The following is a 14,297-nucleotide window of genomic DNA, read 5'->3' on the forward strand; positions in this document are numbered from 1 at the left end:
AAGCTACTTGATGCGCGGCAGCTCTTCCCACTGGTGGTACGGCGGCGGCGAAGGGAGCTGCCATTCCAGAGTGGTCGCACCCTCACCCCAAGGATTGTTGCCGGCAACGCGCTTCTTCACGAAAGCGTCGATGACGCCCCAGAAGAAGAAGCAAAGGCCGACGGCTGCGACATAGGAGCCAATGGAGGAGACGAAATTCCAGCCAGCGAAAGCATCCGGATAATCGATGTAGCGGCGCGGCATGCCAGCACGACCGAGGAAGTGCTGCGGGAAGAATATCATGTTGACGCCGACGAAGGTGATCCAGAAGTGCGCGTTGCCGATCTTCTCATTGTACATGTAGCCGGTCATCTTCGGGAACCAATAGTACCAGGCGGCGAAGATGGCGAAGACAGCGCCGAGCGACAGCACGTAATGGAAGTGCGCCACGACGTAGTAGGTGTCATGCCATACGCGGTCGAGGCCGGCATTGGCGAGCTGGACGCCGGTGACGCCGCCGACCGTGAATAGGAAGATGAAGCCGATCGCCCAGATCATCGGTGTGCGGAACTCGATCGAGCCGCCCCACATCGTCGCGATCCAGGAGAAGATCTTCACGCCGGTCGGGACAGCGATGACCATCGTCGCGAAGACGAAGTAACGCTGCGTGTCGAGCGACAGGCCGACCGTATACATATGGTGCGCCCAGACGACGAAGCCGACGGCACCGATGGCGACCATAGCGTAGGCCATGCCGAGATAGCCGAAGATCGGCTTGCGCGAAAAGGTCGAGATGATGTGGCTGATCATGCCGAAGCCGGGCAGGATCAGGATGTAGACTTCCGGGTGACCGAAGAACCAGAACAGGTGCTGATAGAGGATCGGATCGCCGCCGCCTTCCGGCGCGAAGAACGTCGTACCGAAGTTACGGTCGGTCAGTACCATGGTGATGGCGCCAGCGAGAACCGGCAGCGACAGGAGCAGCAGGAAGGCAGTGATCAGCACCGACCAGGCAAACAGCGGCATCTTATGCAGCGTCATGCCCGGAGCGCGCATGTTGAGAATCGTGGTGATGAAGTTGATCGCACCGAGGATCGACGAGGCGCCGGCGATATGCAGCGCGAAGATCACCAGGTCGACCGCCGGGCCGGGATGTCCGACGAGGCCAGATAGCGGCGGATACATCGTCCAGCCACCGCCCGCACCATAAGCGCCAGCCGGGCCTTCGACGAACATCGACAGGATCAGCAGCAGGAAGGCAGGAACGATCAGCCAGAAGGAAATGTTGTTCAGACGCGGGAAAGCCATGTCCGGCGCGCCGATCATGATCGGCACCATCCAGTTGGCGAAGCCGCCGATCATTGCAGGCATGACCATGAAGAAGATCATGATCAGCGCATGAGCGGTGACGAAGACGTTGTACATCTGCTTGCCGCCATCGATGGAGGCGTCGCCAGAATAGCCGTAGACCATGGAAGCCAGACCGCTGAAGATCTGGATGCCTGGCTCCTGCAATTCCATGCGGATCGCGACAGACAGCAGGAAGCCGACGACGCCGGCAAAGATCGCGAAGATCAGATAGAGGGTGCCGATGTCCTTGTGGTTCGTCGAAAAGAGCCAGCGGTCGGCGAAACTGAGCTTGTGAGAGTGGTGATCGTCATGCGCATGGGCGTCATGAAGAGCGTGCGAATGATCGTCGTGTGCCGTAGATCCAGCCATTGTCCCTATCCCTCTTACTCAGCCGTGTTTTCAGCGACGTTGACGGTAGCCGGCTGATCGACGGCGGCCATCAGGGCCTTGTTCGCCTTGCTCAGGTCGCTGGCGGCAGTGGTCAGCCACTGCTGATATTGATCCTGGGAGACGATGCGGATGGCGATCGGCATGAACGCGTGGTCCTTGCCGCAGAGCTCGGAACACTGGCCGTAGAACAGGCCTTCATGGTCGGCCTTGAACCAGGTTTCATTCAAACGCCCCGGAACGGCGTCAATCTTGAGGCCAAAGGACGGCATGCCGAAAGAGTGGATGACGTCCGTCGGTGCAGCGGTGACGAGAACGCGCACGACCTTGTTGACCGGCAGCACCAGCTCGTTGTCGACGGCGAGAAGCCGCGGATATTTCGACTTGTCTTCCTTGCCGGCGGCAGTGCGGTCTTGATCCTTCAGGAGGAAGGAATCAAAGTCCAGCGGGGTGTTGCCGCTATTTTCGTATTCATAGTTCCACTGCCACTGCGTGGCCGTCGCCTTGACGGTCACGTCAGGATTTTGCGGAAAGGTTAGCTGCGCAGTCAGAAGATCGAAGGACGGAACGGCCAAGAACAGAAGAACGAGAACCGGCCCCACGGTCCAGATGACCTCGATCAGCGTATTATGGCTCGTTCTGGAGGGCACCGGATTTTTCGAGGCCCGGAACTTGACCATGACGACGATCAAGAGGACGAGCACCAGCAGCGTGACCGGAACGATAAACCAAAGCGTGTATGCTTCGAACCAGCGGATTTCATGCATGTTGCCGGTCGCCGCCTCTTGCAGGCCGGTTTCCCACGGTCTTGGCTGATCGGCATAGCTGCCGGTCGCAAAAAGCAGACAGGCGATAGCCGCCAGAGCTGCGTAAGCCCTCTTAATCACGATGTCTCTCCCTCCAGCGTTTGATCCCAGATCAATCTCAAACGCAGTATCCCTACAGTCCTTTGCGCTTCAAACCACAGTTTGGGGCACTCCGCAACAACTCCCGACATTTGTCCGTGCGGCATTTTTGCGCGAAGTATACTCCCTCCGCCCGTCGAAACATGGCAAGCATTTCATCATCATACGAAAAATTGCATGATGGTCCATCGCATTGCCGGGGCAAAATGGGATACAGGTCGTATTTCCGCCGCAGTCGATTGGAATTCAGCACGCGGGGCTTTTCATTTGCCGGCCTGGGCTTCAACAATAGCGGCACTGATTCGAATCTAGAGGTTTCCATGGGTTTACGTTCCCTCGCCCGGCTTTGGTTTGTCACCGCCAGCATCGCTGCCGCGGCTGCAGCGCCCGTTCTGGCGCAGCAGGCACAGCAAACACAGCCGGCGCCGCAGACCCAACAACTGCAACCACAGCAACAGGGCCAGCAGCCGCCGGCGCATACCCAGCAGCTTCCGACCAGCCAAGTTCCACAACCGCCGGGTACGGTGCGTTCGAGTCACGGCGCATGGTCCGTCGTCTGCGACAAGCCGGCCGGCGCATCAACCGAACAGTGCGCGCTGATGCAGAACGTCATCGCCGAGGACCGGCCGGAAGTCGGGCTTTCGGTCGTCGTGCTGAAGACCGCCGACCGTAAATCGAAGATCCTTCGCGTGCTGGCGCCGCTCGGTGTGCTGCTGCCGAACGGCCTCGGCCTCAACGTCGACGGCAAAGATATCGGCCGCGCCTATTTCGTGCGCTGCTTTTCGGACGGCTGCTATGCAGAAGTGGTGCTTGAGGACGAGCTGCTGAAGACGTTGCGGAGTGGCGCGACCGCCACCTTCATCGTCTTCCAGTCTCCGGAGGAAGGCATCGGCATCCCTGTCGATCTCAAAGGCTTTGCCGAGGGCTACGACGCGCTTCCGTAAATCGACAGGGCTTGCTCTCTCGTCGTCCGAAACCTACATCGGCTCTGAACGGAGCACCTTATCATGAATACCGATCTCCTTACCTTGTTCGACACCGACGAAACCAAGCTGCGCGGCATTGTCGCCGAGGCACTTGCCGGTGCCGACGACGGCGAGCTTTTCGTCGAGCATATCCAGGCGGAATCGCTGACCTTCGACAACGGACGCATGAAGGGTGGCAGCTTCAACACCGAACAAGGCTTTGGCCTGCGCGCCGTTGCGGGCGAAGCGGTGGGCTATGCCCATGCAGGCGATCTCTCGGAAGCGGCGCTGAAGCGCGCGGCCGATGCGGTGCGCGCCGTCACCAGCGGCTATGCCGGTTCCTACGCCGCCGCCCCTCAGCGCACCAACACGGTGCTTTACAGCGACGAGAACCCGATCGGGAGCCCGAGCTTCGAGGATAAAGCGAAGCTGCTGCAGGAGATCGACAGCTATCTGCGCGACAAGGATGGTAAAGTGCGTCAGGTGACGGCCTCCATTGGCGCGAGCTGGCAGGTGGTCGATATCCTGCGTGCCGACGGTCATCGCGTTCGCGACATCAGGCCCATGACGCGCATCAATATCTCGGTGATGGTCGGCGACGGCGACCGGCAGGAATCAGGTTCGTTCGGCACCGGCGGCCGCGTCGGCTTCGGCGATTTCATCACGCAAGAAAGCTGGCGCCGTGGCGCCGACGAAGCTTTGCGCCAGGCGCTGGTCAATCTCGAAGCGATCGATGCGCCGGCCGGCACGATGGATGTCGTTCTCGGCTCCGGCTGGCCGGGCGTCATGCTGCACGAAGCGGTCGGCCACGGGCTGGAAGGCGATTTCAACCGCAAAAAGACCTCGGCTTTCGCCGGGCTGTTGGGCGAGATGGTCGCCGCACCGGGCGTGACCGTCGTCGACGACGGCACGATCGAAAATCGCCGAGGCTCGATCACCGTCGACGATGAAGGCACACCATCGGCCTACAATGTGCTGATCGAAAACGGCAGACTGGTCGGCTATATGCAGGACCGGCAGAACGCACGCCTGATGGGCATGAAGGCGACCGGCAACGGCCGCCGGCAGGGCTATGCCCACACGCCGATGCCGCGCATGACCAACACCTATATGCTCGGCGGCGACAAGACGCCGGAAGAGATCATCGCCTCGGTGAAGAAGGGCATCTATGCCGTCTCCTTCGGTGGCGGCCAGGTGGACATCACCTCCGGCAAATTCGTCTTCGGCTGTACCGAAGCCTATCTGATCGAAGACGGCAAGGTCGGTGCCCCGATCAAGGGCGCCATGCTGATCGGCAATGGTCCGGATGCGATGAAGCGCGTCTCGATGATCGGTAACGACATGAAGCTCGATACCGGCATCGGCAATTGCGGCAAGGGCGGCCAATGGGTCCCCGTCGGCGTGGGCCAACCGCATCTGCGCATGGATCAGGTGACGGTCGGCGGGACAAAGGCTTGAGGTTTGCCTCTGGGGCATGTTTGGAAACATCGCCCTATAAAAGGGTCGGCTCGACCGGCGACCATTGAAACCTTGGATGACCCATGAGGGCTTTCCCTGATGCGCTTGTTGTCACGCTGGCAGAATTCTGCGGGAGAAAGAGTGCGCATAGCACTGCACCTCAAGGCCATATCGTTCATCTATGTTCCCGTGAGTGCGTTGGAACCTGGAGAGTATGCGCGGCTCAACCCTCAAGGTCTCCTGCCTGCCCTCGATATCGACGGCCGCATCATAGCTCAATCTTCGGCAATCCTCGATTATCTGGAAGGGACTTATCCTCAACCAAGCTTGCTGCCTGCCGATCCTGTCGTCCGTGCGGAGGCAAGAGCTTTTGCCGCCCTCATTGCCTCGGAGAGGCATTCCCTGAGCGTTCAGCGCGTGAGGCGCTTTCTGCAATCCGATATGGGGGTCGATGACGAAAAGGTCGCGACCTGGGTCAATCATTGGCTGGTGCTGGGTCTGGAAGCTCTAGAAGAAACTTTGCGACGCAGGCCGATTCAATGGTCCTTCTGCTTCGGCACCGATCCCGGTTGGGCCGATCTGCATCTCGTTCCTCAATTGAGTGCGGCCCGCCGCCTTGGGATCGATCTATCCGCCTATGCGCTGCTTCTGCTAACGGAAGAGCGCTGCAACGAACTCGAGGCTTTTCAGCTTGCGCGCCCAGAGGCACAGGCCGACTTCCCTCGCTCATAAGCAGCGGTGCGCTAATGGCTCAATAGCGCAAATCCGCCAATCCACAGCCTCACCCCTCCTCTGGCCGAAACAGCCACTTCCGCTCGACGGCGGCGGCAAGATCGAGGCCATTGCGGTGGGCGAATAGGAGGACATGGCCAAGGACGTCCGCGGTCTCGTCGGCGAGTGCCGTCGCCAGTTCTTCGTCAGTCATGCCCTTGTGTCTTCCTCGGCCTGTGATCTTGTTCCAGATCTGGGTAAGCTCGCCCATCTCCTCTTGCAGCTTGAGAATAAACCAGTCGTCGTCGCGCTCGACACCGTTTGCCGTGGCGTAAGTGGCGGAGGCTTTTTCGAATTGTTGAATCAAGCCGGACAGCATCAATATCGTTCCCCGTATGTTCTCAAAACATACGTGAACGATTCTACTGCAAATGTCGAGACGGCAGAGCTTGCGCCCCGCCGTCTCGATAGTTCCATATCTTGACTTCTGCTCAACCCTTGCTCGGCAGCAGCATGCAGTTGAAATCTCTGCGCTTCAGCGCGATGCAGGCGGAATTCGCGTCATCGCGGCTGCCGAAGCCGACAAAGCGGGCGCGGTAGACCGTGTTGCCACCCTTTCCGACAGCCTCGGTATAGGGCGAGGCATTGGCAAGCGCATCGCCGGCCTTGGATTGCGCTTCGGAAAGCAGGTCCTTGGCGGCCTGCGCCGTCGGAGTGGCCGCGATCTGCACCTGCCAACCGCCGGTCGCCGGCCTGCCGGCATTTTGAATTTCATCCATCGCCATCGGGCGATCCATCGGCACGGTCACATTCGTCGTGGCAGCAAAAGCGAGTGGAGCCTGAGCCGGGGTGAACTCGGCGTGTTTGCGTGTCGTGGCCGTGGTTTGGGTATCGACATCGACAGCAACTTCATCCGTCACCGAAGCAACTTCAACCTGCTTTGCACCGCCGACGCTTGCCACGAGGCGCGACGCGGCGGCGGGAGTAGCCTTCGGCACGTAACGATTGAGAAGGGAAGCCATGAATGCGTCACGGCCGCGGGCAGTCGCGCCGCCCATGACCACGCCAATGACGCGGCGGTTGCCCTGGCGTACGGCGCTGACGATGTTGAAACCGGAGGCATTGGTGTAGCCGGTCTTGATGCCGTCCATTCCCTCGTAGCGATACATCAGATTGTTATGGCCACGAATGCGGCTGCCCCGATAGGTGAAGCCCGACTGCGAAAACAGCCGGTATTCTTGAGGATAGTTGTTGATGAGCGCAACAGCGAGCGTCGACATGTCGCGCGCGGTGGTCACCTGCTGCATGCTCGGCAAGCCTGAGGGATTGGTGAAGACGGTACGGCGCATGCCGAGTTCGCGCGCCTTCTGCGTCATGATCCGGGCAAAGCCGCTTTCGCTGCCGCCCAGCGCTTCGCCCATGGCGGCGGCGGCGTCGTTGGCGGACTTGATGATCATGCCGTTGACGGCATCCCGAACCGTGAGAGTGCTGCCCGGCTTCAGGCCGAGCTTGGTCGGGGGCTTGCCGGCGGCGTTGCGCGACACCGGAATCGCCGTGTTCCAACTGAGCTTGCCGCGATGGATCGCCTCGAAGGTCAGGTAGAGCGTCATCATCTTGGTCAGCGAGGCGGGATGGTTGAGATCATCCGCATTGTCTGAAGCCAGAACCCTGCCGGACTTCGCGTCCATGATGAAATAGGCGCTGCCGGCAAAGCTCGCCACAGGTGCGCTCAACAGCAAGACGGCCGCAGAAAGGGCCATCAAAAGTTTTTTCATATTCGTCCCCAACTGAAACAAATGCCAATACACCGCATCAAACCATTGTGCGCCTTTGCGACAAAAGCCTGATTTCGGTGCGATATTGAGGCAACACCCTCGATAGATTTCCAATTTTGCCTTTGCTGGTAAAATAACGGTTAACACATTGAAAAGATGGCGTTGATTCAGCAAGACTTAACGGCGGATGAGCTACAGCATGGGCATTCATCAACCGGGTCAATCCCATGGAGCAGGACATCAGAATCCGTCTCAAGCGCGCCGCGATCTCCGGCGGGCTGGAAACCGCCGCAATTCTGAAAAGCCTCGGCCTGATGCGAGACGTCGCCGGCCTCGGCGCCATCTTCACCCTGCATCATGTCCGCCCTCCCTTGCCTCGAACATTCGCCCCGAACGCACATCTTGAAATTTCGCCCGAATTCCTCGATCGCGTAATCACCCGGCTGAAACGCGACGGTTATGATTTCATCGCTCTGGATGCGTTGCCGGAACGTATCGCAAGTGATCGCAACAAGCCACCCTTTGCTGCTTTTACACTCGACGACGGCAATCGGGACAATCTCGACCACGCGCTGCCGGTCTTTTCCCGCCACGGTACGCCCTTCACGGTCTTCGTCGCCCAGGGCCTGTCGGAGCGGACGCACAGCATATGGTGGGAGACGCTGGCCGACCTGCTCAACCGGCTAAACCGCTTGACGTTCGATTTCGGCATGGGCGCGGAAAGTTTCGACCTCAACAAAGCCGGCCAACGGCAAGCCGTGTTTGCCCGCTTCGCCGTTTATGTTCATGGCCGCGACGAGACGGAAGCCGTCGCGCGGATAGACGAGCTGGCTCGAAAGAACGGCCTGGAACCGCTCGATCTCGTACGTGCTTCGATCATGGACCGCGAGGAATTGAAGCAGCTTATCCATCACCCCCTTGCCTCGCTCGGCGCCCATACGGTGAGTCACCGGGCGCTTGCACGCCTGCCGGAGGCGGAAGCAGCGGCAGAAATGGCGCTGTCGGCGGACTATGTCGCCGACATCGTTGGCCGGCGGCCGGCGGCGATCGCCTATCCCTATGGCACGGCCGATGCGGTCTCCCCCCGCGAAGCCCGGCTTGCGGCAGAACTCGGGTTTTCTGTCGGTGTCACGACCCGGCCTGGGACGATCGCAGCGGCTAATACTGCTGCGATCACCCATCTGCCGCGGCTATCGTTGAACGGCCATTACCAGAAGGCTAGGTACGCCTCGGCGCTCGCCTCCGGCATTCCCATGCGGCTGATGGGCCGCTAAAGCGCATCGCGATCTTTCAGACTCGCTTCTCGCGCTTTAGGCTCTTGAATTTGCGAATGTCGTTATCGCAAAACCGCTGCGCACTTTTGCGCGACATGCTTTGGGCGTCGGCATAATCCGTTACGGATACATCCGCACCTTTTCCCAGGCGCCTTCCGGCACGTCGCGGCGGAACTCGACGCGATCGTGCAGGCGGAACTGGCGATCGTGCCAGAATTCGATCGAGAGCGGCCGGATGCGGAAGCCGGACCAATAGGGAGGGCGCGGAATATCGCCGATGGCGTAGCGGGCAGTATATTCGGCAACCGCCTTTTCCAGCGCGAAACGGCCCTCGAGCGGACGTGACTGCTTCGACGCCCAGGCGCCGATGCGGCTGCCGCGGGCGCGCGTCTTGAAATATTCGTCGGCTTCCTTTTCGCTCACCACTTCAACCAAGCCGCGCAGCCTGACCTGTCGGCGCAGTGATTTCCAGTGGAAGCACATGGCCGCTTTCTTCTGGGAAAGAATTTCTTGGCCTTTCTGGCTTTCGAAATTTGTATAGAATACGAATCCCTGACTATCGAAACCTTTCAGAAGAACCATGCGGACATTTGGCAATCCATCCTTATCAACCGTTGCCAAGGCAACTGCATTCGGATCGTTCGGCTCAGTGGCTTCGGCCTCGCGCAGCCAGGTAGCGAAAAGCGCGAAGGGCTCGTTCTGTTCGGTGAAGTCACCGCTTGTTAACTCGTTTTCCGACATATTAGCTTAAATACTCCGCATTTCCTAAAAATCGCCAGCTCCCGGCTTGGCAAACACACTCGGATGGAAGTCATAGCAAAGTCGACGGTTCATACAAAGCGCAAGCTTGCGAAAGGCGCGATGATGGCGATTGCCATTCTCTCCCTTTTCACCCTTGGCGGCTGCGTCGGCGGCGGCATGGATATGCTGAGCTCGGCGAAGGTGGACCGGAGCGTTTCCACAGGCACCGTTCCGACCGCCCCTGTAACAACCGACAGCGTTTCCGACGAGACCACCGTGCGCAATGCCGTGACTTCGGCAGATCTCAACAAGCTGCACGGACAGCCGGTGCCCTGGGCGAATGCCTCGACGGGAAGCGCCGGCGTCATCGATACGATCGTCGAAAACAACGCCTCGGGGCAGGTTTGCCGCCAGTTCCGCACGACCCGCCACTCCTATGACGGCATCGCCAATTTCTTCGGCAAGACCTGCCTTATTGGCCAAGGCGAATGGCAGTTGCTGAGTTTCCAGCAGGCTGGCTGACCGCCGCTACTCTATCTCATTTCATGGTCAAAAGCGGTGCGATCAGCGTTCCCGCGGCAATGCAATTTGCAAGCGCGTAGATATCGTTGCTGGGGGAACGATCGGACTCGAGCGGCGGGACGATGGAGCGCACGGTGGCAAACAGCGCCGCAGCCCCCTCACCCAACTTTATCGCGCCGCGCAAATCGATGGCGCGAGCGGCCACGATCAGCTCGATCGCGGTCAAATATCGCAGCTTCTCCACAAGCCGGCCGGACTTGTCGATTACCGACATGGCGAGCGACGCATAGTCCTCGACACGATCGGCGACCGGCGTCACTGCAAAGGGCATGGGCATCGCCAGATGGCCGATCTCCGCGGTCAATGCCGCAATCGTCTTTTGCAGTGCTCCAAAGCCATTGGCTCCGGCGCCGTCCGGGGCAAGAAAACGCCGCAGATCGGAGAAGCCCGGCGACAGCAGCTTCATGATGCGCTCGGCCGCCATGGCGGCGACACGAGCAAGCGCCAGCGCCAGCGTGTCGAAGGCCAGCACCATATGGGTCGGATCGAAATTGCCGGTCGGCAGCACGACATCTTCGTCGGCAAGGACCGATGGATTGTCGTCGCTGGAGCGCAGTTCCAGCTCGGTAGCGGCCCATGCCGCCCTCAGCGCATGCAATGCGGCGCCGGAGACCGATGGCACGCAGCGTAGGCTGAGCGGATCCTGAAGACGCCGTGCAGCCCCTTGTTTCGTGAGATCGCCCCTTTCGAGCAGCGAGCGGACCGCCGCCGCGATGTCTCCCTGGCCGGGACCGGGTCGCAAGCGGCTTGCCAACGGATCGAGCGGATCGAGGCTGGCGCGAAATCCTTCATAAGACAGCGCGGCTGCGCCGATATGCGCATCGAAAACGCACCTGACGTCCTGCAGCAGCAGACAGGCGAGGCCGACGGAAGCGGCGTTGGAAGAGATCAGCGACAGTCCATCCTTGATGCCGAAGGATGGCTGCATAAGCCCGACAGCCGCCAAGGCATCGGCGCCGGAGACCTCGCGACCATCCGGGAGAATGGCTCTCCCCTCGCCGACCAACACCAGGGCTATATGGGCAAGCGGCGGAAGATCCGCCTCGCCGATCGAGCCGGTCATCGGCACCTTCGGATGAACGGCGTGATTGAGCATGCCGGCAAGCGCCTGTGCCACTTCAGCCGACACACCCGAATAGCCGAGGCAGAAGCGGGCTAAGCGGGCTACGATCATCGCACGGACTTCGTCCGTTTCGGCAAAGCGTCCGACGCCGACGGCGCGGGGGCGTGGAATGCGGTGCTGCCCCGAATCCTTCGTGGGATCGAGGCGGGTATCGACGGCAGCGCCCAAGCCGGTGCTGACCCCGTAAATCGCCTTGCCCTCGCCGGCATGGCGGACGAGACAGGCATAGGCGGCCTCGATGCCGGCGATCGCATCGGCGCCGATCGTGACCGCAGCGCCATTACGTGCGACAGCGCAGATCGCATCGATATCCGCGCCGGACGCATCGAAGATCATGCTTTTGGCGTCCACACCCATCCGTCTGTCCGTTTCTCAAGCTATTCGTTTTCAGGCGAAGCGCAGGCGCTGGCCGATATTCATCCGCTTCGCCTTGTCGACCATGGCCGCGCCCAGCGCAACGTCCGTCGTGCTGAGGCCACGATGCCAAAAGAGGATGGTCTCGTCGTCGCTTTCGCGGCCCGGCCGTGCGCCGCAGACGATCTGGCCGATTTCGGCATGCAGCGTTTCCGCCGTCACCTTGCCCTCATCGACGTGCCGGCGCAATGCGCCGTAGGGACGGCCGGGACCGCATTGGCCCCAATCATCGACGACAACCTTGTCCATGATATCGGTCAGATCGAATTCCAGTGCGCTCATCGTGCCATAGGGAACGACGAAGGCGCCTTTCTTGACCCAAGCGGTCTTGAAAAGCGGCGTTGGCTCCGGCAGGCGGCTGGCCTCGACCATGATGTCCGCGCCCTTCAGGCAGTCTTCCCAATTGTCGGTGACGATAATCTTCTTGCCCAGATCCTTTTCCAGCCGCGCGGCAAAGGCATCGCGGCTTTCCGGCCGGCGGGAATGCACGCGGATTTCCTCGAAATCGAAGAGGTGGTCGAGCAGGCGGACATTCCAATAGGCGGTGCCGCGCGCGCCGACATGGCCGAGCACCTTGCTGTCCTTGCGGGCGAGATGGCGCGCGCCGATGGCGGTGACAGCGCCAGTACGCATATCGGTGATCGCAGTGGCGTCGATGATCGCCCTCGGCATGCCGGTGCGCGGGTCGAAAAGATTGAGCACGGCCATTTCGGAAGGAAGGCCCTGCTTGTAGTTGTCGACGAAATCGCCGACCACTTTGACACCGGCATAATCAAGCGGCTTCACATAGCCGCGGAGGACGTTGAAATGCCCCTTGTCGGAACTTTCAGGCACCAGATGCACGCGCGGCTCGATCACCGTCTCGCCGCGTCCCTGCGCATCCAGAGCCTTGCTGACGGCGTCGAGGATTTCATCATTGGTCAGCGCCAGCGCCTTGGTATCGATGGCGTTCAAATAGTCGATCCAGATTTCCTGCATGGGATGCCCTAGCCCTTCCGCTTGTCGCTATGCTCATCTCATCATGAAACGATTTGTCTATACTTATTGTCAAGGTGAATCCTGCGCGGAAACCGCGCCCTCAGCCAAAGGCCGGACATGGCGCCCAGAGCGCCGCGCGTTCATTTGAGCGCGCAAAGGTCGCTCTAGTCTTTTGAATCTAGAGCATCTAGGCAACATCTCGCATCAAAGCTTAGCGAACGGCTAACCATCACGGCAGATCCGACCGCCGCCGCCAGCGTGGCGTAACAACTGATTAGCAACTGCTCCCGCAGGATCACACCATATGCGCGTCAACCTTTCTTGCTTCCGGGGAGCGAGGGATGTGGCGCGATCCATATCTTTTCTTTCTTTTGGGGTGCCACAACGAGGCCGGGCACACCCAACAAAACGGTGGTTACAATGATGCGCGATCCTTACAAGGTGCTTGGCGTAAAGAGGGATGCTGGGGCGGACGAAATCAAGGCGGCGTGGCGCAACCTCGCCAAGGCCGTGCATCCCGACCACAATATCGGCGATCCAACGGCAACGGAACGCTTTGCCGAAATCGGCCGTGCCTATGAAACGCTGAAGGACCCGCAGAAACGCAGCCGCTACGACCAGGTGGCGCGCATGGCCGAAGCGAAAGGCCAAAGCAAAGAGCAGACCATCATGCAGCAGCGCCAGGCGGCCCGCGAAGCCGCTGAACGTGCCAAGGCTGCACGCGCCAATGCCGAAAAGATACTGGAAGAGCTTGCCCGCGCCAACGCTCAGAAGGCGCAGAAGGCAGCCGCAGCCGCCAATCCGCAGGCCGCCGGTGCGACGGAGTCACCCGAGGATATGGTCGAGCGCATTTTCGGCGCCAAGGCTGCACGCGCTGCACCAAACCAGGCGGAAGCCGTTACCGACGCTGCAGAGGCGGAAAAGCCGCGCGAGCCGATCAGCGGCGAGACCGAAGAGATGTTAGCGGACGAGGAACAGCTCGCAACCGGGACCGGCTCTAGCGTCTTCCGCTCGCGCTTCGGCATTCTCGGCTCGCTCGTGCGCCGCATTACAGGCGGCAGCACTCAAGATAAAGGGCCGGAGAAGACGCCGGAAATCGCCGCCGAGGCGACCGTCACCCTTGAAGACATGCTGAAGGGACATTGGATCACCGTGCCGCTTTCCGACGGACGGGAGGCGCGCTTCCAGGCGACGACGGATATCAGCAACGGCCAGGTCGTGCATCTGAAGGGCCAGGGACTGAAATTGCAGGGCATGCAGCGCGGCGACGTCGCAATTACCGTCCACCTTTCCGCCGACAGCCGCTTCACCCTTGACGGCTTCGACGTCCGCATGACGCTTCCCGTGACTATCGAAAATGCGGTGCTCGGTTATGAGACAACGGTCGAGGGATTGAACGGTCCGGTCAAGCTTACAGTCCCCGCCTGGTCCGGTTCGGATCAAGCTATCCGAATCTCCGGCCAGGGATTACCGGATGGACATGGCGGAAAAGGCGATCTCGTGGTGGAATTGCGCCTGATGCTGTGGGAAAAACCTGATGATAAAGTTACTGATTTGATGCGCAGCATGCGCGAGGGCTTTTTTCTGTGAAATTTCAGTGACAACCGCACCCTTTGTTACGATCCCTAACAGTTGATGATCTTTCCGATGCTTGA

General features: G+C 60.3%; 13 protein-coding genes. 6 read left to right on the forward strand and 7 right to left on the reverse strand.

Annotation, left to right across the window (positions count from 1 at the left end; all coding sequences use genetic code 11):
- Window positions 1–3: 3 nt before the first annotated feature.
- Both ctaD and coxB read right to left on the reverse strand, forming a co-directional pair.
- Window positions 4–1,698, reverse strand: coding sequence for a cytochrome c oxidase subunit I (ctaD, locus tag FHT86_RS12120; RefSeq protein WP_133706966.1), 1,695 nt, complete (start codon window positions 1,696–1,698; stop codon window positions 4–6).
- Between the two features lie 14 nt (window positions 1,699–1,712).
- Window positions 1,713–2,603 carry a cytochrome c oxidase subunit II gene (gene coxB / locus FHT86_RS12125; protein ID WP_133706967.1) on the reverse strand — a complete coding sequence of 297 codons (891 nt, stop codon included), beginning with the start codon at window positions 2,601–2,603 and terminating at the stop codon, window positions 1,713–1,715.
- A 338-nt stretch (window positions 2,604–2,941) separates the two neighbouring features.
- Here coxB and FHT86_RS12130 point away from each other — a divergent pair, with 338 nt between their 5' ends.
- The 3 genes from FHT86_RS12130 (at window position 2,942) to maiA (ending at window position 5,776) form a co-directional block, all read left to right on the forward strand.
- Window positions 2,942–3,565: an invasion associated locus B family protein gene (locus FHT86_RS12130; RefSeq protein ID WP_133706968.1), complete on the forward strand. Its 624-nt coding sequence runs from the start codon at window positions 2,942–2,944 to the stop codon at window positions 3,563–3,565.
- 63 nt (window positions 3,566–3,628) lie between these two features.
- Complete coding sequence (tldD, locus tag FHT86_RS12135) at window positions 3,629–5,044, forward strand: metalloprotease TldD (RefSeq protein WP_133706969.1); 1,416 nt, start codon at window positions 3,629–3,631, stop codon at window positions 5,042–5,044.
- Between the two features lie 99 nt (window positions 5,045–5,143).
- Entirely contained in the window at window positions 5,144–5,776 is a 633-nt protein-coding gene (gene maiA, locus FHT86_RS12140; protein WP_133706970.1) for a maleylacetoacetate isomerase, read from the forward strand.
- A 49-nt stretch (window positions 5,777–5,825) separates the two neighbouring features.
- On the opposite strand, the gene FHT86_RS12145 is transcribed toward maiA, so the two are convergent.
- Both FHT86_RS12145 and FHT86_RS12150 read right to left on the reverse strand, forming a co-directional pair.
- Entirely contained in the window at window positions 5,826–6,134 is a 309-nt protein-coding gene (locus tag FHT86_RS12145) for a pyrophosphatase (RefSeq protein ID WP_133706971.1), read from the reverse strand.
- Window positions 6,135–6,246: 112 nt separating this feature from the next.
- A complete protein-coding gene (locus FHT86_RS12150; RefSeq protein ID WP_133706972.1) occupies window positions 6,247–7,530 on the reverse strand; it encodes a D-alanyl-D-alanine carboxypeptidase family protein in 1,284 nt (427 codons plus the stop codon).
- A 227-nt stretch (window positions 7,531–7,757) separates the two neighbouring features.
- Between FHT86_RS12150 and FHT86_RS12155 the strand changes: the two genes are divergently transcribed.
- The gene (locus tag FHT86_RS12155; protein ID WP_133706973.1) at window positions 7,758–8,804 is read left to right on the forward strand and encodes a polysaccharide deacetylase family protein; all 1,047 of its coding nucleotides are present in this window, start codon (window positions 7,758–7,760) and stop codon (window positions 8,802–8,804) included.
- 120 nt (window positions 8,805–8,924) lie between these two features.
- On the opposite strand, the gene pdxH is transcribed toward FHT86_RS12155, so the two are convergent.
- Window positions 8,925–9,545: a pyridoxamine 5'-phosphate oxidase gene (gene pdxH / locus FHT86_RS12160; RefSeq protein WP_133706974.1), complete on the reverse strand. Its 621-nt coding sequence runs from the start codon at window positions 9,543–9,545 to the stop codon at window positions 8,925–8,927.
- 63 nt (window positions 9,546–9,608) lie between these two features.
- Between pdxH and FHT86_RS12165 the strand changes: the two genes are divergently transcribed.
- On the forward strand, window positions 9,609–10,067 hold the full coding sequence (locus FHT86_RS12165) for an RT0821/Lpp0805 family surface protein (protein WP_133706975.1): 459 nt from the start codon (window positions 9,609–9,611) through the stop codon (window positions 10,065–10,067).
- Between the two features lie 16 nt (window positions 10,068–10,083).
- On the opposite strand, the gene hutH is transcribed toward FHT86_RS12165, so the two are convergent.
- The gene (gene hutH, locus FHT86_RS12170) at window positions 10,084–11,607 is read right to left on the reverse strand and encodes a histidine ammonia-lyase (RefSeq protein ID WP_246779429.1); all 1,524 of its coding nucleotides are present in this window, start codon (window positions 11,605–11,607) and stop codon (window positions 10,084–10,086) included.
- Window positions 11,608–11,637: 30 nt separating this feature from the next.
- Window positions 11,638–12,642, reverse strand: coding sequence for an ornithine cyclodeaminase family protein (locus FHT86_RS12175; protein WP_133706976.1), 1,005 nt, complete (start codon window positions 12,640–12,642; stop codon window positions 11,638–11,640).
- A gap of 423 nt (window positions 12,643–13,065) precedes the next feature.
- Between FHT86_RS12175 and FHT86_RS12180 the strand changes: the two genes are divergently transcribed.
- Window positions 13,066–14,232: a DnaJ domain-containing protein gene (locus FHT86_RS12180; protein ID WP_133707139.1), complete on the forward strand. Its 1,167-nt coding sequence runs from the start codon at window positions 13,066–13,068 to the stop codon at window positions 14,230–14,232.
- The last annotated feature ends 65 nt before the right edge of the window (window positions 14,233–14,297 follow it).

It is taken from the genome of Rhizobium sp. BK313 (assembly GCF_014193655.1).
Lineage (GTDB): Bacteria > Pseudomonadota > Alphaproteobacteria > Rhizobiales > Rhizobiaceae > Rhizobium.